The organism is Roseovarius sp. (assembly GCF_048262375.1).
Classification (GTDB): Bacteria; Pseudomonadota; Alphaproteobacteria; order Rhodobacterales; family Rhodobacteraceae; genus Roseovarius.
The window spans coordinates 14117-37729 of sequence record NZ_JBLXFE010000001.1; the positions used below are offsets into that span (position 1 = coordinate 14117).

23 protein-coding genes are annotated in these 23613 nt (G+C 63.5%); 9 read left to right on the top strand and 14 right to left on the bottom strand.

Features of this window, described 5'->3' with window-relative positions; all coding sequences use genetic code 11:
- Positions 1-42 precede the first annotated feature (42 nt).
- The 5 genes from dapF to ACN0SW_RS00090 all read left to right on the top strand — a co-directional run bounded on the left by dapF (position 43) and on the right by ACN0SW_RS00090 (position 7207).
- Positions 43-876, top strand: coding sequence for a diaminopimelate epimerase (gene dapF, locus ACN0SW_RS00070; RefSeq protein WP_417725844.1), 834 nt, complete (start codon positions 43-45; stop codon positions 874-876).
- Positions 873-2144: a tRNA (N(6)-L-threonylcarbamoyladenosine(37)-C(2))-methylthiotransferase MtaB gene (gene mtaB, locus ACN0SW_RS00075; protein WP_417725845.1), complete on the top strand. Its 1272-nt coding sequence runs from the start codon at positions 873-875 to the stop codon at positions 2142-2144. Before dapF ends, mtaB begins: the two co-directional genes overlap by 4 nt.
- Before the next feature lie 193 nt (positions 2145-2337).
- The gene (locus tag ACN0SW_RS00080; RefSeq protein WP_417725846.1) at positions 2338-3516 is read left to right on the top strand and encodes an aminotransferase class I/II-fold pyridoxal phosphate-dependent enzyme; all 1179 of its coding nucleotides are present in this window, start codon (positions 2338-2340) and stop codon (positions 3514-3516) included.
- Between the two features lie 18 nt (positions 3517-3534).
- Complete coding sequence (locus ACN0SW_RS00085) at positions 3535-6519, top strand: DNA translocase FtsK 4TM domain-containing protein (protein ID WP_417725847.1); 2985 nt, start codon at positions 3535-3537, stop codon at positions 6517-6519.
- A gap of 82 nt (positions 6520-6601) precedes the next feature.
- Positions 6602-7207 carry a LolA family protein gene (locus ACN0SW_RS00090; RefSeq protein WP_417725848.1) on the top strand — a complete coding sequence of 202 codons (606 nt, stop codon included), beginning with the start codon at positions 6602-6604 and terminating at the stop codon, positions 7205-7207.
- A 40-nt stretch (positions 7208-7247) separates the two neighbouring features.
- On the opposite strand, the gene ACN0SW_RS00095 is transcribed toward ACN0SW_RS00090, so the two are convergent.
- Entirely contained in the window at positions 7248-7844 is a 597-nt protein-coding gene (locus ACN0SW_RS00095; RefSeq protein ID WP_417725849.1) for a lytic transglycosylase, read from the bottom strand.
- Between the two features lie 192 nt (positions 7845-8036).
- Here ACN0SW_RS00095 and hspQ point away from each other — a divergent pair, with 192 nt between their 5' ends.
- Positions 8037-8363, top strand: coding sequence for a heat shock protein HspQ (gene hspQ, locus ACN0SW_RS00100; RefSeq protein ID WP_417725850.1), 327 nt, complete (start codon positions 8037-8039; stop codon positions 8361-8363).
- A 69-nt stretch (positions 8364-8432) separates the two neighbouring features.
- Here the strand turns inward: hspQ and ACN0SW_RS00105 are convergent, their stop codons facing one another.
- From ACN0SW_RS00105 to ACN0SW_RS00115, 3 genes are all read right to left on the bottom strand, one after another.
- Positions 8433-10010, bottom strand: a complete 1578-nt coding sequence (locus ACN0SW_RS00105; RefSeq protein WP_417725851.1) for a gamma-glutamyltransferase family protein — start codon at positions 10008-10010, stop codon at positions 8433-8435.
- A 223-nt stretch (positions 10011-10233) separates the two neighbouring features.
- A complete protein-coding gene (locus ACN0SW_RS00110; protein WP_417725852.1) occupies positions 10234-10680 on the bottom strand; it encodes an ATP-binding protein in 447 nt (148 codons plus the stop codon).
- A gap of 48 nt (positions 10681-10728) precedes the next feature.
- Positions 10729-11067: an STAS domain-containing protein gene (locus ACN0SW_RS00115; RefSeq protein WP_417725853.1), complete on the bottom strand. Its 339-nt coding sequence runs from the start codon at positions 11065-11067 to the stop codon at positions 10729-10731.
- A gap of 94 nt (positions 11068-11161) precedes the next feature.
- On the opposite strand from ACN0SW_RS00115, the gene ACN0SW_RS00120 reads away from it, so the two are divergent.
- Positions 11162-12334, top strand: a complete 1173-nt coding sequence (locus ACN0SW_RS00120) for a thiolase family protein (RefSeq protein WP_417725854.1) — start codon at positions 11162-11164, stop codon at positions 12332-12334.
- A 231-nt stretch (positions 12335-12565) separates the two neighbouring features.
- On the opposite strand, the gene ACN0SW_RS00125 is transcribed toward ACN0SW_RS00120, so the two are convergent.
- From ACN0SW_RS00125 to ACN0SW_RS00150, 6 genes are all read right to left on the bottom strand, one after another.
- A complete protein-coding gene (locus ACN0SW_RS00125) occupies positions 12566-13351 on the bottom strand; it encodes a carnitinyl-CoA dehydratase (RefSeq protein ID WP_417725855.1) in 786 nt (261 codons plus the stop codon).
- Positions 13348-15396: an acetate--CoA ligase family protein gene (locus ACN0SW_RS00130; protein ID WP_417725856.1), complete on the bottom strand. Its 2049-nt coding sequence runs from the start codon at positions 15394-15396 to the stop codon at positions 13348-13350. The genes ACN0SW_RS00125 and ACN0SW_RS00130 overlap by 4 nt, the downstream gene beginning before the upstream one ends.
- Positions 15397-15676: 280 nt before the next feature.
- Entirely contained in the window at positions 15677-16837 is a 1161-nt protein-coding gene (locus ACN0SW_RS00135; protein ID WP_417725857.1) for an acyl-CoA dehydrogenase family protein, read from the bottom strand.
- A 1-nt stretch (position 16838) separates the two neighbouring features.
- Positions 16839-18248: a carnitine 3-dehydrogenase gene (locus ACN0SW_RS00140; protein WP_417725858.1), complete on the bottom strand. Its 1410-nt coding sequence runs from the start codon at positions 18246-18248 to the stop codon at positions 16839-16841.
- The gene (locus tag ACN0SW_RS00145) at positions 18248-19009 is read right to left on the bottom strand and encodes an SDR family oxidoreductase (RefSeq protein WP_417725859.1); all 762 of its coding nucleotides are present in this window, start codon (positions 19007-19009) and stop codon (positions 18248-18250) included. Before ACN0SW_RS00145 ends, ACN0SW_RS00140 begins: the two co-directional genes overlap by 1 nt.
- Entirely contained in the window at positions 19006-19920 is a 915-nt protein-coding gene (locus tag ACN0SW_RS00150) for a 3-keto-5-aminohexanoate cleavage protein (RefSeq protein WP_417725860.1), read from the bottom strand. Before ACN0SW_RS00150 ends, ACN0SW_RS00145 begins: the two co-directional genes overlap by 4 nt.
- Positions 19921-19998: 78 nt before the next feature.
- Here ACN0SW_RS00150 and ACN0SW_RS00155 point away from each other — a divergent pair, with 78 nt between their 5' ends.
- Positions 19999-20946: a GlxA family transcriptional regulator gene (locus ACN0SW_RS00155; RefSeq protein WP_417725861.1), complete on the top strand. Its 948-nt coding sequence runs from the start codon at positions 19999-20001 to the stop codon at positions 20944-20946.
- 6 nt (positions 20947-20952) lie between these two features.
- Here ACN0SW_RS00155 and ACN0SW_RS00160 read toward each other — a convergent pair whose 3' ends face one another.
- From ACN0SW_RS00160 to ACN0SW_RS00175, 4 genes are all read right to left on the bottom strand, one after another.
- Positions 20953-21459, bottom strand: coding sequence for a periplasmic heavy metal sensor (locus ACN0SW_RS00160; RefSeq protein ID WP_417725862.1), 507 nt, complete (start codon positions 21457-21459; stop codon positions 20953-20955).
- Complete coding sequence (locus ACN0SW_RS00165) at positions 21459-21818, bottom strand: hypothetical protein (RefSeq protein ID WP_417725863.1); 360 nt, start codon at positions 21816-21818, stop codon at positions 21459-21461. The genes ACN0SW_RS00160 and ACN0SW_RS00165 overlap by 1 nt, the downstream gene beginning before the upstream one ends.
- Entirely contained in the window at positions 21808-22401 is a 594-nt protein-coding gene (locus ACN0SW_RS00170; protein WP_417725864.1) for an RNA polymerase sigma factor, read from the bottom strand. Before ACN0SW_RS00170 ends, ACN0SW_RS00165 begins: the two co-directional genes overlap by 11 nt.
- Before the next feature lie 74 nt (positions 22402-22475).
- The gene (locus ACN0SW_RS00175; protein WP_417725865.1) at positions 22476-22988 is read right to left on the bottom strand and encodes an EF-hand domain-containing protein; all 513 of its coding nucleotides are present in this window, start codon (positions 22986-22988) and stop codon (positions 22476-22478) included.
- A 224-nt stretch (positions 22989-23212) separates the two neighbouring features.
- Between ACN0SW_RS00175 and ACN0SW_RS00180 the strand changes: the two genes are divergently transcribed.
- On the top strand, positions 23213-23602 hold the full coding sequence (locus ACN0SW_RS00180; RefSeq protein WP_417725866.1) for a DUF983 domain-containing protein: 390 nt from the start codon (positions 23213-23215) through the stop codon (positions 23600-23602).
- Positions 23603-23613: the final 11 nt, after the last annotated feature.

Genomic DNA, 23613 nt, shown 5'->3' on the forward strand with positions numbered 1-23613 from the left:
ATCTGCTGGATTCGTCGCGAGGCTGGGTTTATATGCGCGAGCATGAGCCAAGTTGACCTCACTGGATTGCCCTTTTTCAAGATGCATGGGCTGGGAAACGATTTTGTCGTGCTGGATGGGCGCGCGCGGGATTTAGGGCTGACGCCGGAGCTGATCACGGGAATCGCGGATCGGCATAGGGGCATTGGATTCGATCAGCTGGCGGTGATCTCTGAGGGCTCGGGTGATGCGCATCTGACCTTTTACAATGCGGATGGATCGACCTCGGCGGCCTGTGGCAACGCCACGCGCTGTATTGCGCGGCATCTGATGCAGGAGAGTGGCAAGACCCGGCTGGAGCTGAGCACCGCGCGCGGCGCGCTGGTGGCGGTGGATGCGGGCGGCGGGCTGACGTCGGTGAACATGGGCGCGCCGCAGCTTGACTGGGCCGAGATTCCGCTGGCTGAGGCAATGGATACGCTGGAATTGCCGATCGAGGGCGGGCCGGTGGCCACCGGTATGGGCAATCCGCATTGCACATTCTTCGTGGCCGATGCCGAGGCCGTGCCGCTGGAGCAGTTCGGGCCGCGCTATGAGCATCACCCGCTTTACCCTGAGCGCACCAATGTGCAGGTGGCGACGGTCATCGGCACGGATCATATCCGCATGCGGGTCTGGGAGCGGGGCGTGGGGGTGACGCTGGCCTCTGGTTCATCGTCCTGTGCGACGGCGGTTGCGGCGGCGCGGCGGGGGTTGACGGGGCGCAGGGTGCGGATTGATCTCGATGGTGGCACGATCCATGTTGACTGGCGCGAGGATGGCGTCTGGATGACCGGCGAGACCGCGCATGTGGCAAGCGGGTGGTTCACGCCTGCGTTTCTGGCAGCGTTCCAATGAGCGAACAGAGAATCGGGGCGCCGAAATTCACCACGCTGGGCTGTCGGCTGAATGCCTATGAGACCGAGGCGATGAAGGAACTGGCCGGGCAGGCGGGTCTGGACAACGCGGTCATCGTCAACACCTGCGCGGTGACGAGCGAGGCCGTGCGCAAGGCGCGTCAGGAGATTCGGCGCTTGCGGCGCGAGAACCCCGCGGCACGGCTGATCGTGACCGGATGCGCGGCGCAGACCGAGCCCGAAACCTTTGCCGCGATGCCCGAGGTGGATGCGGTCATCGGCAATACCGAAAAGATGAGCCCTGAAACCTGGGGGCGGCTGGCCGGGGATTTCATCGGTGAAACCGAACGGGTTCTGGTCGATGATATCATGTCGGTGCGTGAAACAGCCGGGCATCTGATTGACGGGTTCGGCAGCCGCAGCCGCGCCTATGTGCAGGTGCAAAATGGCTGCGATCATCGCTGCACGTTCTGTATCATCCCGTTTGGACGGGGCAATTCGCGCTCTGTGCCCGCTGGCGTTGTGGTTGAGCAGATCAAGCGGCTGGTGGGTGCAGGCTATAACGAGGTGGTGCTGACGGGCGTGGACCTGACAAGCTGGGGGGCGGATTTGCCCGCCGCGCCCAAGCTGGGCGATCTGGTGATGCGGATTTTGCGGCTGGTGCCGGACCTGCCGCGTTTGCGGATATCCTCAATCGATTCCATCGAGGTGGATGAGAACCTGATGCAGGCGATTGCCACTGAACCGCGACTCATGCCGCATCTGCACCTGAGCCTGCAGCATGGCGATGATCTGATCCTCAAGCGAATGAAGCGGCGGCATCTGCGCGATGATGCCATTCGGTTCGCGGAAGAGGCGCGGCGCTTGCGGCCCGAGATGACCTTTGGTGCGGATATCATTGCGGGATTTCCGACCGAGACCGAGGCGCAGTTTGAAAATTCGTTGCGGCTGGTCGAGGACTGCCACCTGACCTGGCTGCATGTCTTTCCCTATTCCCCGCGCCCCGGCACGCCCGCAGCACGGATGCCGCAGGTCAAGGGGCCTGCGATCAAGGACCGGGCCGCGCGGTTGCGTGCCGCCGGAGAGGCGCGGGTGGCCGCGCATCTGGCCGAGCAGCAGGGCCGCGCACATGCTGTGCTGATGGAGGCCCCGCGCATGGGGCGGACCGAACAATTTACCGAAGTCGTGTTTGGCAGCGATCAGCCCGTGGGGCAAATCGTGCGCGCCACGGTTACCGGCTGGCAGGATGGGCAATTGACGGCAACCTGAGCGCGCCGGCCTTGGCCTGAGTGGCCGGGGCGATGCCGCAATGAGTATTTGCAGAACGGTGATCTGCAGGGCACCTGCCAAAAATGCCACATTTTGGGAGCTAGCCCATTGGTTTTGCTGGACCTGAGGCCGGGGCTTGGGTAGATTCAAGGAAACGGGACGCGAATGATCCCGAACCTTGAGGCAGTATCAGATGTTTCCCGAGCGGTTTGCGAACCTTCCGGCCTATGCGTTTCCGCGCCTGCGGACCCTGCTTGACGCTCATGCGCCCGGCGGCGAGGTCGTGCATATGACAATTGGCGAGCCCAAGCACGCATTTCCGCGCTGGGTTATTGATATTATTGCAGAAAATGCGGATGGATTTGGCTCTTATCCGGTCAATGAGGGGATGCCCGCGCTGCTTGAGGCTGCAAGTGGCTGGCTGGGGCGGCGCTATGGCGTGACGCTTGATCCGGCTCGCCATGTGATGGCGCTCAATGGTACGCGTGAGGGGCTCTATAATGCGATGATGGCGCTCAGCCCTGAAACCAAGGGCGGCAAGCGGCCCGTGGTGCTGACCCCCAACCCGTTTTATCAGGTCTATATGGTGGCGGCGCTCAGCGTGGGGGCCGAGCCGGTTTTCCTCAATGCGACGCATGAGACCGGGTTCTTGCCGGATTTTAACGCACTGTCCGAAGAAGTGCTGAACCGGGTGACGGTGGCCTATCTGTGTTCGCCTGCCAATCCGCAAGGCACGGTGGCCAGCCGCGCATATTGGGCGGATCTGATCCGGCTGGCGGAACGCTACGATTTCCGCATCTTTGCGGATGAATGCTATTCCGAGATTTACCGGGATACCCCGCCGGTGGGTATTCTGGAGGTGGCGCGGGATATGGGCGCGGACCCCGAGCGCATCGTTGCCTTTCACAGCCTGTCGAAGCGGTCGAATCTGCCGGGGCTGCGCAGTGGATTTGTCGCCTCTGGCCCCCAGAATATCGCGCAGATGAAGCAATTGCGCAATTATGCCGGATCGCCGCTGCCGATGCCGTTGCAGCATGCGGCGGCAAAGCTCTGGGCGGATGAGACGCATGTGATCGAGAACCGGCGGCTCTATGGCGAGAAATACGAGATTGCCGATGAGATTCTGGGCAATCTGCCGGGCTATCACAGCCCGGAGGCTGGATTTTTCCTATGGTTGCCAGTTGAGGATGGCGAGGCGGCGACGCTGCGGCTCTGGCAGGAAACCGGCGTGCGGGTGCTGCCGGGTGCCTATCTGAGCCAAGAGGCGGGGGGCGTGAACCCCGGTCAGGGATATATTCGGGTCGCGATGGTGGCCCCAAAAACCGAGATGGCGGGCGGTCTGATGCGGCTGCGCGACTGTCTCTATGGATGATTGAGGACGAGGGACGACATGGCATATCAGACGCGCGGGCGCGACCCTTTGCTGGACAGCTCCATGGCTGAGGCGCTCGAGAAACGTGGCAAGGAATTGCTGGGTCTTGTGATGATCGTCGTGGCGATGATGGCGGCGGCAATGGTGGTCTCGTACAGCCCGGATGATCCGAGCTGGATGTCGGCCACGGATGCGCCGGTGCAGAACTGGATAGGGCGCTTTGGGGCGTCGGTGGCGGCCCCTTTGTTCATGATCATCGGTTGGGGGTCGTGGGGTATTGCGCTGGTGCTGGGGGCGTGGGGCGCACGTCTGGCGCTGCACCGGGGCCAAGAGCGGGCCATGGGCCGGTTGATCTTTGCGCCGATCTGGCTGGCGGTTCTGGCGCTTTATGCGGCGTCGCTGACGCCGGGGGCGGACTGGGCGCAGACCCATAGCTTTGGTCTGGGTGGTCTGTTTGGTGATACCGTTCTGGGCACGTTGCTGGGGATTCTGCCCATCGGGGCGAGTGTCGGGCTCAAGCTCTTGTCGCTGGTGCTGGGGGCGGGGGTGTTGGCGCTGGGCGCGTTCGTGCTGGGCTTTAGCGGGGACGAGTTACGCCGGATCGGGCGGTTTCTGCTGGTTGGAGTGATCTTGTGCTACGTTGCGCTGATGCGCGTGATGGGCCGGGGGGCCGGGGGTGCGACACAGGCCGGGCAAGCGGTGCAGGCGATGCTGGCGGCGCGCCGGGCGCGCCGTGCCGAACGTGTCGCGGCACAGCCGCAGCGGGCCGAACCCGCGATGCAGGGCGCGCGCGTGCGCCGGTCCGATGATGTGCCGCTGACGGCACGCGCCGCAGTTGAGCCACAGCAACCCCTGGAAAAGCCCGTGGAAAAACCCGGTGGTTTGCTCGCGCGGATGCCGTTGCTGATGCGCAAGCCCGAGGTCATGCCCGAGCCGGAACTGATCGAGGCTGCGACCTATGAGGGTGAGGCGGAAATGCCCGGCGATGACCGGATTCGCGCCAAGATTTCGGATGTGATCAAGTCACGGGTGCGGCAGAACCCTGCGGTGCGGGTGGATACGGTTGCCCCCCTGACCAAAGGCCGGGGCAGGGGGCCTGATCCGTTGATCCTGAACTCTGCGCCGCGCGGGGCCTTGCCCCCCGAGCCGCCGCTGACCGCGCGCCATGCCGCACAAGAGTCTGCGCTGATGCAGCGTGCGCGCCCGGCCACCACGTCCTACCCGTCCGAGCCGCCGCTCACCGCGCGGTCCGCGGCGGCAGAGCCCGCGCCGATGATCGATCTGACTGAGGACGAGGAGTTCGACGCCATGATCGAGGCCTATGGTCTGGATGATGCGCCAGAGATGGCCGCCCCCGCGCCGCGCATTCCCATGCCCGAGCCGCGCAAGGTGGTTCAGCATGCCCCGCGCAAGCCGATGCAGCCGTCATCGCGCGCCTTGGCCGAGGCGCAGCCAACCTTGCGATTTGAGACCCCTGCGCAGCCGGAATATGAATTGCCGCCGCTGAGCCTGTTGTCGGACCCGGAAAATATCCAGCGGCATCACCTGAGTGACGATTCGCTGGAAGAAAACGCGCGGATGCTGGAAAACGTGCTGGATGATTATGGCGTCAAGGGCGAGATCGTCAGCGTGCGCCCCGGCCCCGTCGTCACCATGTATGAGCTGGAGCCGGCACCGGGTCTCAAGGCGAGCCGCGTGATCGGTCTGGCAGATGACATCGCGCGCTCGATGTCGGCGCTCTCGGCCCGTGTCTCGACCGTGCCGGGGCGCAGTGTCATCGGTATCGAACTGCCTAATGACAACCGCGAGATGGTGGGATTCCGCGAAATCCTGTCGAGCCGCGCCTATGGCGATGGCAATCAAAAGCTGCCCTTGGCACTGGGCAAGGACATTGGCGGCGATCCGATTGTGGCCAACCTTGCCAAGATGCCCCACCTCTTGATCGCCGGCACCACCGGGTCGGGCAAATCGGTGGCGATCAACACGATGATCCTGAGCCTGCTTTACAAGCTGACACCGGATGAATGCCGGCTGATCATGATCGACCCCAAGATGCTGGAACTGAGCGTTTATGACGGCATTCCGCATCTGCTGTCTCCTGTTGTGACCGACCCCAAAAAGGCGGTGGTCGCGCTCAAATGGGTGGTGGCCGAGATGGAGGACCGCTATCGCAAGATGTCCAAGATGGGCGTGCGCAATATCGATGGCTATAACGGGCGCGTGGCCGAAGCGCTGAAAAAAGGCGAGATGTTCAGCCGCACGGTGCAGACCGGGTTTGACGACGACACCGGCGAGCCGGTGTTTGAGACCGAAGAATTCGCGCCCGAGAAAATGCCCTATATCGTGGTCATCGTGGATGAGATGGCCGACCTGATGATGGTGGCGGGCAAGGAAATCGAGGCCTGTATCCAGCGGCTGGCGCAGATGGCGCGGGCCTCTGGTATCCACCTCATCATGGCGACACAGCGCCCGTCGGTCGATGTGATCACCGGCACGATCAAGGCGAATTTCCCGACGCGGATTTCGTTTCAGGTGACCTCCAAGATCGACAGCCGCACCATTCTGGGCGAGATGGGGGCCGAGCAGCTCTTGGGCATGGGCGACATGCTCTATATGGCCGGGGGCGGCAAGATCACCCGCTGTCATGGTCCTTTTGTGAGCGATGAAGAGGTTGAAGAAGTGGTCAATCACCTCAAGGCTTACGGCCCGCCGACCTATGTGGGATCGGTGCTGCAAGGGCCGGATGAGGATAAGGCCGAGAGCATTGATGCGGTGCTGGGGCTGTCGTCAGGCAGCGGCGCTGAGGGGGATGATCTGCTGTATGATCAGGCGGTGGCGATCGTGATCAGGGATCGCAAATGCTCGACCTCCTATATTCAGCGCAAGTTGGCGATTGGCTATAACAAGGCCGCGCGTCTGGTCGAGCAGATGGAGGATGAGGGGGTTGTCAGTTCCTCGAACCACGTCGGCAAGCGCGAAGTGCTGGTGCCCGAGCCGCAGTAGCAGGCGGCGGAAGATCGCCCGGGCACAAAAATTTACGCCCCGCGCAGGTGCAATCCTGCGTGGGGCGTCTTATCTCGGGAGAATGAACAAGATGCGTTTTCTCATGGTGCCCGTCCTCTGGGCGGCGATGGCGCTCCCGGCGGCGGCGGAAAAGCTGTCTTTGGGAGAAATCTCAACCTATCTCAATGGGCTAAAGACCGTGCAGGGGGCCTTTACCCAGATCAATGATGATGGCACGATCAGCACGGGCCGGATATTGATCAAGCGTCCGGGGCGCGTGCGCTTTGAATACGACCCGCCCGAACAGGCGTTGGTGGTGGCCGATGGCGATACGGTGGGGATCATTGATCCGCGCTCGAATGACGGGCCGCAGGGCTATCCGCTGAACCGTACCCCGCTCAAGATCATTCTGGCGCATAATGTCGATCTCTCGCGCGAGCGGATGGTGGTGGGGCATGCCAGTGACGGCACCGCGACCACGGTGCGCGCGCAGGACCCGGACAATCCCGAATATGGCAGCATTGATCTGGTTTTCACAGGCGATCCGGTCGAGTTGCGCCAGTGGGTGATACATGACGGCAGCGGCGGTGCGACCACTGTGGTTCTGGGGGATATGACGCGCGATGTTCGGCTGAACGACGAGAGTTTCGTCATCCCCGGCAAGGAACGGATGCGAATCGACCGCTGATGTGGTCGCCCCTAGGGGGCGACCGTAGGTGCGGGATGTTTCAGATCAGACCACGCGAACAGGTGCCAAGCTGGGCGCGATAGGTCTGCGACCGGACTTCGACCTCATCGGCCACGCGCAACAGCCACGGCTTGTTGTTGTGGCTGGCGCGGGAAAATCCGGTGCGCCCTTCGTGATAGGCCAGATACTGGTTGCGCGCATCGCTGAGTGAGATTCCCAGCCGTTCGTTGGATTGCGCCATGTACCAGCCGATGAAATCCGTGGCGTCCCGAATATCGGTTCGCCGCGCGCCGAACCGTCTGGTGTCTCGTTGGTATTCCTCCCATGTGCCATCAAGCGCCTGACTATAGCCATAGGCCGAACTGATCCGCCCGGTCGGAATCACGCCAAGTGCCCAGCGGAACGGCGTGCGCGCGTCGCTAATGAACTTGCTTTCCTGATAAATGGTCGCCATCTGCACATGCGCAGGCACGCCCCACCGCCGCTCTGCGGCGCGAAAGGCGCGGGCGTATTCGGGGCGCTCGTCCAGAATGGCGCATGCGTGGTCCAGATTGCGCGGGGCTGTGCCATAGCCATTGCCGCCCCCGCAGGAGGCCAGCACGAATAGCACCATCAACGCGCGAAGAGTTCTGCTCATATGCCTCTCGCTCTCTTTTTTTGGGGACAGTTTAACGGAAAGCGTCTCCGGGGGAAATCATGAATTCATCGGTTGTGCGCCGAAGTCCGCTGTCACCTTTCGGTTCACAAACTGTTTCCCGACTGTTTCAGCCGAAAATTGGACAAACCACCCTTGAAAGGTGTACACTCTCTCGTTAGGGGCTAGTTTAATATGATTAAAACGCGTGCAAAATATCATCTGGGTCAAGTGGTCCGCCACAAGAAGCATCCCTTTCGCGGGGTGATCTTTGACGTTGATCCACAGTTCTCGAACTCTGAGGAATGGTATACCTCGATTCCCGAGGACAGCCGCCCATCCAAAGAACAGCCGTTCTACCATCTGCTCGCAGAGAATGAGCAGAGTTATTATGTGGCCTATGTGAGCGAACAGAACCTCGTGGCCGATTATTCGGGCGAGCCCGTTGATCATCCGGACATTCCCGATCTCTTTGGACCGTTCGAGGACGGGCATTACCCGTTGCACTTCCAGTTGAACTGAGCCGGTTGCGGTGGGTTGGCCCCCACCCTACATCGCGCCTGTAGGGTGGGGGAAACCCACTGATTGCCATCAATACCCGAGCGCGCAGCCATCCTTACGCGGGTCGCTGCCACCTTCGAGCAGGCCGTCCTCATGAATGTAGATTGCCTGCGCGCCGCCGATAGGACCGGGCAGGCGCAGAATCTCGTGGCCCATGTCGGCAAGAGTCTGCGCCACCTCAGGCCCATAACCGCGTTCGAGGTTTAGACCCAACGGATCGGCAAAGGCGCGCGGTGCGTCGATAGCGGATTGTGGGTCCATCCCGAAATCGCGCATGTTTGACACCATCCGTGCATGGCCGGTCGATTGATACGAGCCGCCCATTACGCCAAAGGGCATGGCCACGCGGCCATTTTCTACCAGCATCCCGGGGATGATCGTGTGCATCGGGCGTTTGCCGCCGCCAAATTCGTTGGGATGCCCCTCTTCCAGCGTAAAGCCCGCGCCGCGGTTTTGCAGCAGCACGCCGAATTTCTCGGATGCGATGCCAGAACCGAAACCGTGAAAGATCGAATAGATCAGCGAGACCGCCATGCGGTCGCGGTCTACCACAGTGATGTAGATCGTATCGCGATGCACCGCCTCGGTCAGCGGTTTGGCAGCGGTCATGGCGCGTTTCGGATTGATCAGAGCGGCCAGTTTCGCCGCGGTTTCCGGCGACAGCATATAGTCGAGCTTGGTCGTGTGATTGGGATCGGCGATAAAGCGATTGCGCGCGTCATAGGCAAGTTTGGTGGCCTCGGCCTCGATATGAATGCGTTGGGCGCCAAACGGGTCCATGTCCGCAATATCGAAGTGTTTCAAGATGTTGAGCAGAAGGATCGCCGTTGCGCCTTGTCCGTTGGGCGGATGTTCGACCAGATTGGCGCCTTTGTATTCGCCGCTGACCGGCGTGGTGTAATCACAGCGTTGAGCGGCGAAATCGGCCGCCGTGTGCGTGCCGCCAAGCGCGTTGAGCGTGGCGATGATATCTTCGGCCACCTCGCCCTCGTAATAGGCAGCACGCCCGTCGCGCGCGACGCGGCGCAGCACCTCGGCCTGACCGGGCGCGTAGAACATCTGGCCGGTCTTGGGCGGGGTGCCTGTTGGCATGAAATGGGTCAGCCCGTGACCTTGCAGCGCTGCCCCGGCAGTGGGCCAGTCAAAGGCCACACGGGGGGCCACCGGAATACCCTCTTCGGCGTAGCGGATAGACGGTGCCAACAGCGTGTCGAGCCCGAGCTTGCCGTGATCGGCGCTGAGTTGGCAAAATGCGTCGACGGCACCGGGCACGGTCACCGCATGCGCGCTCTGGAGGGGGACGGTCTCATGTCCTGCGGCGCGCAGGGCGGCAGCAGAGGCTGCGGCGGGTGCGCGGCCAGAGCCGTTGAGCGCGTGAATGGTCTGATCGCCCGGTTTCGAGAAGAGGACAAAGCAATCGCCACCAATTCCGGTCATCTGCGGTTCGCAGAGGCCAAGGAGGATTGCGCCGGCAATTGCTGCGTCCATGGCGTTGCCGCCGCGTTCGAGGATGTCGATGGCTGTTTTGGCGGCCAGCGGGTGCGACGTGGCGCACATGCCATTAGTGGAGAACGTGGCCGAGCGGCCGGGCATATGAAAATCGCGCATAGATTGTCCTTGTGTCAGTGATGCCTGAACACTAGGCGCAGTTGCGACGTTTGCCAATTGGGGAAGATACGTTAAGGCCTCGACGCCGCGCGCTGGGTGGGGGCAAATACACGCGACGTCGAGGGAAGCCATATGCAGCTACAGGTTAAGGTATGCAGGGGCCGTGCGGCGTGAGTTTGCTCAGATTGAGGTAAGATTGAGGCGGGCGATTCCTCTGGTTGTATTAGGCGCGATTCACCGTAAATTCGAGCGTCAGATGGTTCCAGCCTGCCCTGCGGCGATAGGCCAGCCGTTCGGTCAGATCGCGAATCAGGAACCAGCCGAATCCGCCCTCGGGCAGATCATCACGCCCGACACTGGGATCCGGCAGGGCGCCGCCCGGCGGTTTGAGATCAGGCAAGGCCGCGCCTTGATCACTGAGCACGCAGACAAGCCGGGCCGGGGACAGCCTAACGACAAGCCGAATCCCGCCCGGCGTTTCCGCCGCATAGGCATGTTCCACGATATTGTTCAGCGCCTCTGCCAAGGCCAGCTCCACCGTGCCGCAGGTTTCGTCGGCGAGGCCTTTTGTGCGCAGCCAAACGCGGGCGCGGGCGAGAATGTCTCGTACCGAAAGCTCGGTTGCCTTGGTGATGAGTGTCAAGTTCTGTGGCGTGGCGCTGGGGGTCACCGCGCGCTCCCGTTGATGGTGATGGGGGGGGCCGTCCATCCCGCCGCGTCAGCCGCTGGCGCGGGATCTGAGGTCGAGGAGATCATCATGGATCTTAAAGACCGAATCCATGCGTGTGAGACGAAATACCTTGGCGACATCGGGCGTGAGCCCGGCCAGATCGAGCCGCCGCTCGCCCCCCATCTGTTTCATCGCGGCGACAATCGCGCCCAGGCCGCTTGAATCAACAAAGGTCACGTTGCTGAGGTCCAGCACCATATGCCCCGGCACATCTGAGGTGGCGGCGCGCATGGCGTCCTTGAATCGGATGGCGGCGGCGGCATCAATGCGCGCCTCGCCAACGGTGATGATGGTCATGTGATTGTGATGGGTTGCTTGCAGATCCATGGTGCCTCCGGGGCGATACGTAGTAATACGAGGCAAGCTAGACCCAATTCCTTACCATTCGGTATGCAGGATCAGGATTTGCGAGGAGGCAAACATGCAAGAGGTGTTTATTGCAGGGGCGGCGCGCACGCCCATGGGTGGATTTCAGGGCGATTTCGACGGTGTGCCTGCGGCGGTGCTCGGCGGGGCTGCGATTCGCGCGGCATTGGCGGATGCGCGGGCTGAAACGGTCGATGAGGTGCTGATGGGCTGTGTCTTGCCTGCGGGTCAGGGGCAGGCTCCGGCACGGCAGGCCGGGTTTCTGGGGGGCTTGGGCGAAGAAGTGCCCGCCACCACGCTGAACAAGATGTGCGGATCAGGCATGAAGGCGGCGATGGTGGCGTTTGACCAGATCGCATTGGGCCAGGCACAGGTGATGCTCGCGGGTGGCATGGAATCGATGTCCGGCGCGCCGTATCTCTTGCCCAAGATGCGCGGTGGGGCACGGTTGGGCCATGCGCAGGTGGTTGATCACATGTTTCTGGACGGTCTCGAGGATGCCTATGACAAGGGGCGGCTGATGGGCACATTCGCCGAGGATTGCGCGGAGGCGTTTCAATTCACCCGCGAGGCGCAGGACGCCTATGCGCTGGCCTCTTTGCAAGGCGCATTGGATGCGCAGGCCTCGGGGGCGTTCGCGCGTGAGATTGCGCCGGTGACTGTCCAAACCCGCAAGGGTGCGGTGGTTGTTTCCGCTGACGAACAGCCCGCCAAGGCCCGGCCCGAAAAGATACCAGAGTTGAAGCCGGCGTTTCGGGCAGGGGGCACAGTGACGGCGGCCAATTCCAGCTCGATCAGCGATGGTGCGGCGGCATTGGTTCTGGCCTCGCGCAGCGCGGTCGAGGCGCAGGGCCTGGAGGTTCGCGCCCGGATCATGGGCCATGCCAGCCATGCACAGGCCCCCGGTCTGTTTACCACAGCACCTGTTCCCGCCGCGCGCAAACTCTTGGAGCGGTTGGGCTGGAGCATTGCGGATGTCGATCTCTGGGAGGTGAACGAGGCCTTTGCCGTGGTGCCCATGGCCTTTATGCATGAGATGGGCCTGCCGCGTGACAAGGTCAACGTCAACGGCGGTGCCTGTGCCTTGGGTCATCCGATTGGCGCGTCTGGCGCGCGGATCATGGTGACGCTGCTCAATGCGCTGGAAACACGCGGATTGAAACGCGGCGTCGCAGCCATCTGCATCGGTGGCGGAGAGGGAACGGCGATCGCCATCGAACGGGTGTGATGTCATCTGGCCCAAAATACCTCGGGGGTGCGGGGGCTGGCCCCCGCGCGTCGCCACAAGGAGCAGAGCCTGCGGATAGGCTGTGAGCATAGCACACCATAGCACCCGGACTGCTGATTTTGAGACGCCGTGCAACGCGTCGGGGTCATACGGGGTTGGTCGGCCTATCTGCCGGGGGCCATGCCGCTTCAGGGCAAATCACGCCCTGCGGCGGCACGGTCTCTCCCGCTGTCAGCGCCCGGTCCAGACCGGATCGCGTTTTTCAGCAAAGGCGCGCGCGCCCTCTTGCTGATCCTCGGAGGCATAGAGGATGTCCACTGTCTCGAATTGTCGCCCGGTGATCCGGTTCATCGCATCCTGAAAGCGCATCGCCTCGGCCTCGCGCACGATCTCCTTGATCGCAGCATAGACCAGCGGCGGGCCAGAGGCGATGGTGTCGGCCATGGCGCGGGCCTCATCCATCAGCCGGTCGGCGGGGTGGATATGGTTGATCAGCCCCCATTGCGCCGCCTCCTTGGCATCGAACCAGCGGCCGGTGATCAGGAGTTCCATGGCGATGTGATAGGGGATGCGCTTGGGCAGTTTCACGCTGGCGGCATCGGCCACGGTGCCAGAGCGGATTTCGGGCAGGGCAAATGTGGCATGCTCGGCCGCAAGGATGATATCGGCCGAGAGCGCCAGTTCCAGCCCGCCGCCGCAGGCGATGCCATTGACGGCGGCAATCACCGGCTTGTTCATCCCGCGCAATTCCTGAAGGCCGCCAAAGCCGCCGACGCCATAGTCGCTATCGGGCGCTTCGCCTTGGGCTGCGGATTTGAGATCCCAGCCGGGGCAGAAGAATTTTTCGCCCGCGCCGGTCAGGATTGCCACGCGCAGGTCTGGATCGTCGCGGAAGTCGCGGAATACCTCACCCATGATCCGGCTGGTGGTGGCGTCGATGGCATTGGCCTTGGGGCGATCCAGCGTCACTTCGAGCACCGCGCCACGGCGTTCTGTCTTGACGGGCGTGTCGGTCATGGTTTCTCTCCCTTGGTGATGAGCGCATCCACCGCGACCGCGTCAGCGGCGGTGCAGAGGAGCGGGTTGATTTCCACCTCTTCGAGGGTGGCGGCATGGACGGTGACATACTCCTGCACCGCCTGAATAGCACGCAGGATCGCGGCGCGACAGGCGGCGGGCTGGCCGCGATAGCCGTTGAGCAGCGGTGCAAGGCGCAGACGCTCCAGCGCATCAGTGAGGTCGGTGTCCGTCACCGGCAAGAGCAGCGAAACGGTATCGCGCAGGATCTCGGTTAGGGTGCCCCCCGCGCCAAGGGTCAGCACAAAGCCATGCGCGGGGTCGCGCAGCACGCCGATCAGCAGTTCGGCGATCGGGCTCTCGATCATCTCTTCAATCAGCCAGCTCTGGCAAGGCATGGCCAAGGCCCTGGCCCGCGCCTCGGGCAGATCCTCTGCGGTGCGGGCAAAGACCACGCCGCCTGCCTCGGTCTTATGCGCCAGCCCCTCGGCCTTGATCACCAGCGGCAGGGGCATGTCGTTCAGGATTCCGGCAAGATCAGCGGCTGAGGGCGCACGGCGCGCGTGCGGGATGCGCAGACCGTGGGCAGCGAGCGCCGCCTTGGCCTCGGCTTCGGTCAGGGTGCAGACCTGCTGGGGAGTGCCGGGCAGCAGCAAGGGCGCAGGGGTGGCGCGCGCCTCTCCCAACCATGCCGCGCGGGCGATGGCGGCAAGGCCGTCATCGAGCCCCGCCAGCGGGATCAACCCGTTTGCGATGGCGCGCTCTGCCATGGCCTCGGGCAGGCAATCGGGCAATGTGGCGATGAGGGCCAGCGGCTTGCCTACCCGGCGCTGCGCCTCGGCGCCCGCCTCGAAAATACATTCCCACGCAGAGGCGTCGCAGCGGTCGGCGCGCGGGAAATCGGCGATCAGAACGCCGATATCCGCAGGCCCATCCAGCGCGGCGCTGAACGTGTCGGCCATGGCGGGCACGTCGCCCCAGATGAAGGTGTGGTAGTCCAGCGGATTGGCCAGCGCCACCCGTGGCCCGAGGGCCGCGCGCAGGGCGCTGGCCTGTGCGATCGTGAGCGGCGGCAGAGTAATGTCATGGTCAAGCGCGGTGTCGGCCATCAGACTGGCCTCGCCGCCCGAGCAGGAAATCGAGGCCACGGCATGTCCGGGCAGGGGGCCTGCGAAATGCAAAAGCTTGAGGGTCTCCAGCAGTTGCGGCAGCGATGTCACCTGCGCGATACCCAGCCGCGCCAGCAGCGCCGCTGCCCCCGCGCCGCTGCCCGCCAGCGAGGCGGTGTGCGATTGCGTGGCGGCGCGCGCCTGCTCTGAGCGGCCGGATTTGAGGGCGACGATGGGTTTGCCCGTCGCGCGCGCCGCATCTGCCAGTGCTTCGAAGGCGCGCAGATCGCCCACCCCTTCGATATGCAGGCCAAGCGCGGTGACGCGCGGATCCTCCAGAAGCGCGCGACCAAGGTCCGAAAGACCAAGCTGCGCCTGATTGCCCGCAGTCATCAGATAGGCGATGGGCAGGCCACGTGCCTGCATGCTGAGGTTGATGGCGATGTTCGAGCTTTGGGTAAGGATCGCCACGCCCGCCGCGCAGCGCCGACCGCCATGCTGATCGGGCCAGAGCAGTGCACCATCGAGATAATTGACGAAGCCATAGCAATTGGGACCGATGATGGGCATCTCGCCCGCCGCCTTGAGAAGCCGCGCCTGCATCTGCGCTCCGTCGCCCAGTTCGGCCTCGGCTTCGAGAAAGCCTGCGGCAAAGCAGACAGCGCCGCCCGCACCCATGTCTCGAAGCTGCGCGATGGTGGTGATGGTCGCCTCGCGGTTGACGCCGACAAAGACGGCATCGGGCGCGCCGGGCAGGGCGTCAAGCGACGCATAGGTGCGCGCACCGCCGATTTCTGACTTGGTGGGATGCACCGGCCAGACCGGCCCGACAAAGCCCATGCGTGCGCATTGGCGCATGAGATTGGCGCACCATGTGCCACCACCGATCACGGCGATGGAGGCGGGGCGCAGCAAGCGAGAGAGATCTTGGGTCATGACTGGACACTTTGAGAGAGGAAATCGGAGGGGCGCTGCCCCTCTGGCCCTGCGGGCCATTCACCCCGAGGTATTTCTGGCCAGATGAAACGGTTGCTTAACCATTTTCTGAGAGTCTGAGACTGCGGTACAGGCTGGGGAGCCGATGACCGCGCCAGGTGAAGCCCCCTGCTCTGATCGGGCGGGGGGTGCACCTGTTTCATCTGGCCAGAAATACTTCGGGGGTTTGGGGGCAGCGCCCCCAACCGGGTCCTCAGGCGGGGCGCGGGCGGCGGTGTCATTACGCCCCCAGAGGCCGCAGCATCTCGCGGCTGATGATATGGCGCTGGATCTCCGACGTGCCGTCCCAGATGCGTTCAACGCGGGCATCGCGCCAGAATCGTTCAATCGGCAGGTCGTCCATCAGCCCCATGCCGCCATGGATTTGCAGCGTTGCATCGGTGACGCGCGCCAGCATTTCGGAGGCATAGAGCTTGGCGCTGGCGATTTCGCGATTGGCAGGCAGGCCCTGATCCAGCCGCCACGCGGCGTTGAGCGTCAAGAGGTCGGCGGCGTCGATTTCGGTGATCATGTCGGCCAGTTGAAAGCTGACGCCCTGAAACTTGCCAATCGCCTGACCGAATTGTTCGCGCTCGGCGGCGTAGCTGAGCGCGTGGTCAAAGCAGCGGCGCGCCCGGCCCACCGCCATGGTGGCCACGGTGATGCGGGTGGCGTAGAGCCATTCGTTCATCACCGCGAAACCGCCGTCAACCTCGCCCAGCACCTGCGCGTCGGGCAGGCGGCAATCGTCGAATTCCAGTACCATGTTCTTGTAGCCGCGATGGCTGACCGAGTTATAGCCGTGGCGGATGGTAAAACCGGGCGTGCCGCGATCCACGAGGAAGGTGGTGATACGCTTTTTCGGGCCTTTGTCGGTCTGATCTTCGCCGGTGGCGACAAAGACGATGACGAAATCGGCGTGATCGGCGCCCGAGGTGAAATGTTTGGTGCCGTTCAGGATCCAGTCGCCGCCCTCGCGCCGTGCCGAGCATTTCATGCCGCGCACGTCAGATCCCGCCCCCGGTTCGGTCATGGCGAGCGCATCCATCCGTTCGCCGCGCACCGCAGGGTGCAGGTAGCGCTCGATCTGTTCGCCCTTGCAGGCCATCAGGATGTTCTGCGGGCGGCCAAAGAAATGCGTGAGCGCCATGGAGCCACGCCCCAATTCGCGCTCGACCAGCGCGAATTCGAGATGGGACAGCCCCGCGCCACCGACGTCTTCGGGAAAGTTGCAGGCGTAAAACCCGAGGTCGATGGTTTTTTGCTTGATGGCCTGGGCCACCTCGGGGGGCACTTCGCCGGTACGCTCGACCAGTGTCTCGTGGGGGTAAATTTCATTCTCGACAAAGCTGCGCACGGTCGAGACGATCATTTCCTGTTCGTCGGTCAGGCTGAAATGCATCTCATGCCTCCTTGTGCAGTTGCGCCAATGCCTCGACCCGGGCCAGAACATCGGCGCGCGGCTCGCAGGATTTGCGGGTTTTGAGATCGACATGCAGCATGAACTGATCCGAGGTCGCCAAAAGCTCAGCATCGCTCTCGCGCCGCATTTCGTGGAAACAGCGTAGTTTCTTGCCCTCGCCTTGGGTCACGCGTGTCTCGACGCGGACAGGTTCGCCGGCATGGGCCTCGGCCAGAAAGCTGATGGTGTTCTCGACGGTGAAATAGCTGAGCCCGCCCGCGATATAATCGGCATCGGCGCCGACATGGGTCATCACCGCGTCGGCGGCATCGCTGAAGAGCTGGCCAAAACGGCCTTCGTTCATATGGCCGTTGTAATCGGTCCAGTCGGCGGGGATGACGCGGCGGGCGCTGATGATCGGTGGCCCGTCGGTGAGTGCTGTTTTGAGGCTCGCCTGATGTTCGTTGATCAGCCGCCCCGCCGCATTGCCCTGCTGGCGCAGCGCGCGCATCATGGCGATGAGGTTATTGTCGCGTTTACGTTCCAGTGCGCGGATGCTGAGGTGGCCGGATTGCGCATCCGATTGATCGGCGATCATCTGCGCCAGTTCATCGGTCAATTCCGGCACATCCATCAGCTTGGTCCAAGGCCAAGAGAGGCAGGGGCCGAACTGGTCGATGAAATGCCGCATGCCCGCCTCGCCGCCCGCGATGCGGTAGGTTTCGAACAGGCCCATCTGCCCCCAACGCAGGCCAAAGCCGTAGCGGATGGCGTTGTCGATTTCCTCGGTCGTGGCGATGCCGTCCTTGATCAGCCAGAGCGCTTCGCGCCACACGGCCTCGAGGAAACGATCCGCGATATGGGCGTCGATTTCCTTTTGCACATGCAGGGGAAATTGGCCGAGAGAGGTGAGGATATCCTTGGCGCGGGTGATAAGGGCGGGGCTGTTTTTCTCGGTTGTCACCAGTTCGATCAGCGGCAAGAGGTAGACCGGGTTGAACGGATGGGTGACGACGATCTGTTCGGGACGGCTGGCGCAGCCCTGCAATTCCGAAGGTTTAAAGCCAGAGGTCGATGAGCCGATGATCGCGGTTGGGTCGCAATGCTCTTGAAGGGTTTGGAACACTTTGCGCTTTAGCTCCAACCTCTCGGGCACGCTTTCCTGAATCCACTCTGCCCCGGCGACGGTCTCGGACATGGTGGGGTGAAAGCTAAGCTGCCCTTCGTCAGGCAAGGCCACATCATAGAGCATCGGCAGGGCGTGGCGCGCATTGGCCAGCACCTCGCCGATATTGCGTTCTGCCTCTGGGTCGGGGTCGAACACCCGTACATCCCAGCCATTGAGAAGGAACCGCGCGGCCCAGCCACCGCCGATCACGCCACCGCCAATGATTGCTGCTGTTTTCGTCATTACACCATGCTCTCCGTATGTCCGTCCACGGCCAAAATCTGGCCCGTAACCTTGCTTGCGGCGGGCGAGGCGAGGAACAGCGCCATATCCGCCAAATCATCCGCTGTGACCCATGTGCGCAGGCTGGTGCCGCGTGCATAGAGCGTGCGCACCTCATCCTCGGTCCGGCCCGAGGCGCGGGCCTCCATTTCTACCACGCGCTCCATCCGCGCGCCCTCGACCGCGCCGGGGGCAATTGCGTTGACGCGCACACCGGCGGGGCCAAGCTCCATCGCGAGGGTCTTGGTCAGTCCCACCAGCCCCCATTTGGCCGCGACATAGGGCGTGCGATAGGGCACGCCGTGCAGGCCTGAGGTGGAGGTGGTCAGCAGGATCAGCCCCGCGCCCTGCGCCCGCATCACCCGCGCCGCCCAACGGCAGGCGAGGAAGGTGCCAAAGAGATTGACGCCGACGCAGGCCTGCCACTCGGCATAATCCAGGTCTTCGATCCGGCCCGCGGGGCCGCCAGTGCCAGCATTGGCGCAGAGCACATCGGCACCGCCCCATTCGGCCTCGACCTGTCCCAGAAACGCGGTCATCTGCGCCTCGTCGGTCACATCGGCCTGACGGGCTATCATCAAAGGGTGATCCGCCTGCATCCGGGCCACAGCATCGCCATCGGCATCGCAAATTGCCACCCGGTCGCCGCGCGCGGCAAAGCGCTCAGCGAGCCTGCGCCCGATCCCCGACGCGCCGCCGGTGATCACAATGCGTTGGCTCATCCGCGCGGGGCCCGTTTGGTCAGGTGCAGTTTCTGGCGCACTTCCGCAGGGGTCATCAGCCGTGCGCCAAGCCCTTCGATAATGCCCTTTGCGCGATCCACCAATTGCGCATTGGTGGCCAATACGCCGCGATCCAGCAGAAGATTATCCTCAAGCCCCACCCGGACATGCCCGCCCGCCAGCACCGAGGCGGCGACATAAGGCATCTGGTGGCGGCCAAGCGCGAAGGCGGAAAAGGTCCAGTTGTCAGGCACATTATTGACCATCGCCATGAAGGTGTTGAGATCATCGGGCGCGCCCCACGGCACGCCCATGCAAAGCTGCACCAGCGCATCGGGTTCCAGAATGCCATCTTTGACCAGTTGCTTGGCATACCAGAGGTGACCGGTGTCAAACGCCTCGATCTCCGGCTTTACGCCCAATTCGGTCATCATCCGGCCCATGGCCTGCAACATGCCGGGGGTGTTGGTCATGACATAATCGGCCTCGGCGAAATTCATCGTGCCGCAGTCGAGCGTGCAAATCTCGGGCAGGCATTCGGCCACATGCGCGACGCGCTCTGTTGCCCCGGCCATGTCGGTGCCTTTGCTCGAGAGGGGCAGGGGGGATTCCACCCCGCCAAAGATCATGTCACCGCCCATGCCCGCCGTCAGGTTGAGGACAACATCGGTGGCGCTGTCGCGGATGCGGTCGGTGAGTTCGCGATAGAGTTTGGGATCGCGCGACGGCGTGCCGGTTTCGGGGTCGCGGACGTGGCAATGCACCACCGCCGCCCCGGCCTGCGCGGCGGCAATCGCGCTCTCGGCAATCTCTTTGGGTGAGCGCGGGACATGCGGGCTTTTGTCTTGTGTGGCGCCGGATCCGGTGACGGCACAGGTGATGAAAACCTCGCGGTTCATGGTGAGCGGCATGGCATCCTCCGGTTTGCGTGCTGGGATCAGCCTATCGTGCTGGTGTGGCATTTGATTTTGCGGTATCAGACAAAAATCATGCCGGAATGGACAAAATCACCGCACGCGCCGACGCGCATCGCACTCCTGCTCTTTGACAGGTTCTCGAACCTCTGCCTTGCGAATTGCCTGGAGCCTTTGCGTGCCGCAAACACGTTGGCGCCCCGGCGCGGATTTGACTGGCAGATCCTGACACTGGACGGTGCGCCTGCGCGCTCTTCCAGTGGAATCGAAGTCTTGGCGCATGGCGGGCTGAAGGCGCTGACGGCCTGTGATTACCTCTTTGTGCTGGCCAGCTATGACCACGACCGGCATGACACTGCCGCCACGCGGCGCGCGCTTCAGGCGGCGGCGCGACGGGCGGGGGTAACGGTGGGGCTGGATGCAGGGCCGTGGCTCTTGGCGTCGGCGGGGCTCTTGGACGGGCGGCGCGCAACGGTGCATTGGGACCTGCTTGATACCTTTACCGAGCGGTTTCTGGCGGTCACGCCCGAGCGTGCGCGGGTGCTGCGCGACGGGCCGCGTATGACCTGTGCCGGGGCGATGTCGGCGCTTGATCTGACGCTGGGGTTGATCAGTGATCATCTTGGCGTGGCGGTGCGGCTGGATGTTGAGGCGCTGTTTTTGCATGGCGATCCGCCCTTGGCCCCGGCGCGCGACGGCGAGGCGGTGGGGGATCCGCTGTTGCGCCGGGCGCTGGCGCTCATGCGCGATCACGTTGAACGGCCGCTGTCGCTGGCGGATCTGGCGCGGCGGTTGTCGTGTCAGCCGCGCACGCTGGACCGACGGTTTCGGGCGGGGCTGGGTGCGCCCCCCGGCGCGGTGTACCGCCATCTGCGGCTGGCGGCGGCGCGCAAGCTGGTGGAGAATACACGCCTTGGCATGGCTGAAATCGCGCTGCGCTCAGGCTATGAATCCCCGGCGGCAATGACCCGTGCGCTGCGGCGGCAGTATGGCACCACGCCGCGCGCGTTGCGGCGGGGGTGAGCGGCGTCAGTCCCGGCGATGTTGCGCGCGCATGGCGCGGTAGTCAGCGATCTGCGCCTCAAGCCGGTCGGCATAGGCGGCGCGTTCGGCGTTGCTCATCTGGGCGAGATGCGCCATCAGCGCGACTTGTCCCATCTCGAAACGGGCGGCAAAGCCGTCGCGCTGGGCGCGCATTTGCGCGGCGACCCGGTCGGCATCAAACGGCACGGCGCGCAGATCTATCACCAACGCGTCAAAGCTGTCCCCGATGCTGGGGCCGGTGCCCGCGTGCGCACGCCATGCCGCACGCATGGCGCGGCTGATCTTTTGACGGTCCTCATCGGACAGCGCGCGCGTGAGCGGTCCCCCCACCATATCAAGGCGGGATGGGTGATGCCCGGAGTAATTGCCGCTATGCCGCAACGCCCAGCCCGCCGCCAGCCCTGCAACCGCAAGGTTGAGCGCCAGAGAGACCACCAGAAGCGCCCGTACCCAAGGCGTCATCTGACCCGCGGTGTCATGTTGCTCAGCCATCAGAAATCCCCCGCCAGTTCAAACACCGCGTCCGGTGCGATATCGACCAGATAGGCCGCCTCTGCACCGCCAGCCAACAGCCCCTCAGGCAGACCGGTGCCGATCCATATACCGGTAAGCGCCGCCGTCGTGAGCCCCGCCATGGCGGGCCAGCCGCCCAAAAGGCGATAAATTTGCTCCAAAAGGCCGGATTGCGGCGTTGCGTCCGCAACCTGCGCGCGGCGGCGCAGCCGGGCCTGTTCCGCCTCTGCACCGTTCAGCACGCGGGCCATCAGATCCGCCGATGGCGCGGGCGCATGGGTGCGGGCGGCGTCAAAGAACGCCTCCAACCCTGTGACATCCTTGTCCTTATCGCTCATCGGCATATCCCAACTCCTCTTGTCGTCCCGCAAGCTGCGCGCTGAGCGCGCGTTTTCCACGCGAGGTCAGACTCTCGACCGCTTCAACGGTCACGTCCATGATTTCGGCGATCTCGGGGTTCGCCAGCCCTTCGATATGCCGCAGCACCACCGCCTGACGCTGCCGTTCCGGCAACTGATCCAGTGCGGATTGCAGTGCGTCGGCGCGGGCGCGTTCCTGCATCCGGTCGGCGGCGCTGGCCTGCCCATCTTCGGGTTCGGGGATGGCATCGAGCGGCACCGAGCCGCCGCGCGTTCGGCGGCGGCGATCAATGCACAGATTGGCCACCACCCGGTAGAGCCATGTGCTGACCTTGGCCTCGCCGCTGCGCCAGTCAGGGGCCTGTCGCCAGAGCCGGAGCATCGCCTCTTGCGCGATATCCTCGGCCTCGGCCCTGCTGCCAAGCAGGCGGTAGGCATGCGCCAGAACGCGCGGCGTGAGTCGCAGGGTCAGGACACGCGCGGCCATGGCATCGCCGCCAGCGAAGCGCGCCAAAAGCGCGTCGTCGGGAAGTTCCTCCATGGCGTCGAATGGCATGCGCATCGCCCTCAAGCGTATCCTTCAGACGGGCCTCTGACCAGAGGCCCGGCGCGGGGCCATGCCCGCGCCGCCCCTTGTTACTCGCTTGCCTTGTTGTCTATCATCTTGCCGTGATGCTGGCCATGCTGGCCATGCTGACCGCGCATCTCGGCAAATTCTTCCTTGGAAATCGCGCCGTCGCCATCGGTGTCCATCCTGTCAAAGATGTTGCCCTTGTGGCGGGCCTGCATTTCATCCGAGGTGAGCTTGCCATCGCTATTGGCGTCGTGCCGCTCGATCATGTGATCGGCATAGGCGGCCATGCGCTCGGCCTGACGCTCGATCATGCGCGCAACCAGCTCGTCTTTGGACAGGGCCCCGTCGCCATCGGTATCGGCCCCCTCGAAACGCGCCTGCATTTGGGCGGTCATTTCCTCCGGGGTAATCTTGCCGTCGCCGTCGGCATCCAGATCCTCAAAGCTGTGCTGCATGCCCATGCCTTTGCCCATACCCATACCCATTTTTCCCATACGGCTATCGGCCTGTGCCATACTCAGCCCACCGGCCAGAATCGCGGTCGTCAGACCCAGCATCAAAACGGTCTTGTTCATAGTCTAATCTCCCTCAGGGATCGTTGTGGCATTTCGCGAAGCGCCCCGGTCATCGCGGCGTTTCTGAGGGCTCTAACGCAGGTCTCGGGCGGCTCCGTCGCGGATGGTGAAAATATTTGCAGATGGGAACCATCTTTGCGACATCGCGCCGCAAGGACGGTCGGTCGTCTTTCGGTTAGACCGCCGATGTGCGATGTTTGCGCAAACGCAATAAGAGGCGCCCTATGCTCGATTCTACCGCTGTTCAGTCTGACCGAGCCCTTTGGCCTGCGTTGCGCCGGGGATTTTCTCGTAAATGTCCCAAATGTGGGAGTGGTCCGATCCTCAGCAGCTATCTCAAGCTGCGCGACACCTGCCCGGTGTGCCGCGAGGACCTGAGCCATGCGCGCGCCGATGATGGACCGGCCTATCTTACGATTCTGATCGTCGGGCATCTGATGGCGCCGCTTCTGCATATCGCCTTTGTGCAATGGCGGCCTGAACCGCTGGTGCTGTTCACCATATTCGCTATTGGCACCATCGCACTGTCGCTCTACCTTCTGCCTCGGTTGAAGGGGGCTATCGTGGCCTTTCAATGGGCGCGGTTGATGCATGGGTTCGAACAGAGCCAATAGCCTCGCCGTTA

Coding starts and splice junctions, on each gene's coding strand:
- dapF (WP_417725844.1), top strand. CDS start 43: ATGAGCCAAGTTGACCTCACTGGATTGCCCTTTTTCAAGATGCATGGG.
- mtaB (WP_417725845.1), top strand. CDS start 873: ATGAGCGAACAGAGAATCGGGGCGCCGAAATTCACCACGCTGGGCTGT.
- ACN0SW_RS00080 (WP_417725846.1), top strand. CDS start 2,338: ATGTTTCCCGAGCGGTTTGCGAACCTTCCGGCCTATGCGTTTCCGCGC.
- ACN0SW_RS00085 (WP_417725847.1), top strand. CDS start 3,535: ATGGCATATCAGACGCGCGGGCGCGACCCTTTGCTGGACAGCTCCATG.
- ACN0SW_RS00090 (WP_417725848.1), top strand. CDS start 6,602: ATGAACAAGATGCGTTTTCTCATGGTGCCCGTCCTCTGGGCGGCGATG.
- ACN0SW_RS00095 (WP_417725849.1), bottom strand. CDS start 7,844: ATGAGCAGAACTCTTCGCGCGTTGATGGTGCTATTCGTGCTGGCCTCC.
- hspQ (WP_417725850.1), top strand. CDS start 8,037: ATGATTAAAACGCGTGCAAAATATCATCTGGGTCAAGTGGTCCGCCAC.
- ACN0SW_RS00105 (WP_417725851.1), bottom strand. CDS start 10,010: ATGCGCGATTTTCATATGCCCGGCCGCTCGGCCACGTTCTCCACTAAT.
- ACN0SW_RS00115 (WP_417725853.1), bottom strand. CDS start 11,067: ATGGATCTGCAAGCAACCCATCACAATCACATGACCATCATCACCGTT.
- ACN0SW_RS00120 (WP_417725854.1), top strand. CDS start 11,162: ATGCAAGAGGTGTTTATTGCAGGGGCGGCGCGCACGCCCATGGGTGGA.
- ACN0SW_RS00125 (WP_417725855.1), bottom strand. CDS start 13,351: ATGACCGACACGCCCGTCAAGACAGAACGCCGTGGCGCGGTGCTCGAA.
- ACN0SW_RS00130 (WP_417725856.1), bottom strand. CDS start 15,396: ATGACCCAAGATCTCTCTCGCTTGCTGCGCCCCGCCTCCATCGCCGTG.
- ACN0SW_RS00135 (WP_417725857.1), bottom strand. CDS start 16,837: ATGCATTTCAGCCTGACCGACGAACAGGAAATGATCGTCTCGACCGTG.
- ACN0SW_RS00140 (WP_417725858.1), bottom strand. CDS start 18,248: ATGACGAAAACAGCAGCAATCATTGGCGGTGGCGTGATCGGCGGTGGC.
- ACN0SW_RS00145 (WP_417725859.1), bottom strand. CDS start 19,009: ATGAGCCAACGCATTGTGATCACCGGCGGCGCGTCGGGGATCGGGCGC.
- ACN0SW_RS00150 (WP_417725860.1), bottom strand. CDS start 19,920: ATGCCGCTCACCATGAACCGCGAGGTTTTCATCACCTGTGCCGTCACC.
- ACN0SW_RS00155 (WP_417725861.1), top strand. CDS start 19,999: ATGCCGGAATGGACAAAATCACCGCACGCGCCGACGCGCATCGCACTC.
- ACN0SW_RS00160 (WP_417725862.1), bottom strand. CDS start 21,459: ATGGCTGAGCAACATGACACCGCGGGTCAGATGACGCCTTGGGTACGG.
- ACN0SW_RS00165 (WP_417725863.1), bottom strand. CDS start 21,818: ATGAGCGATAAGGACAAGGATGTCACAGGGTTGGAGGCGTTCTTTGAC.
- ACN0SW_RS00170 (WP_417725864.1), bottom strand. CDS start 22,401: ATGCGCATGCCATTCGACGCCATGGAGGAACTTCCCGACGACGCGCTT.
- ACN0SW_RS00175 (WP_417725865.1), bottom strand. CDS start 22,988: ATGAACAAGACCGTTTTGATGCTGGGTCTGACGACCGCGATTCTGGCC.
- ACN0SW_RS00180 (WP_417725866.1), top strand. CDS start 23,213: ATGCTCGATTCTACCGCTGTTCAGTCTGACCGAGCCCTTTGGCCTGCG.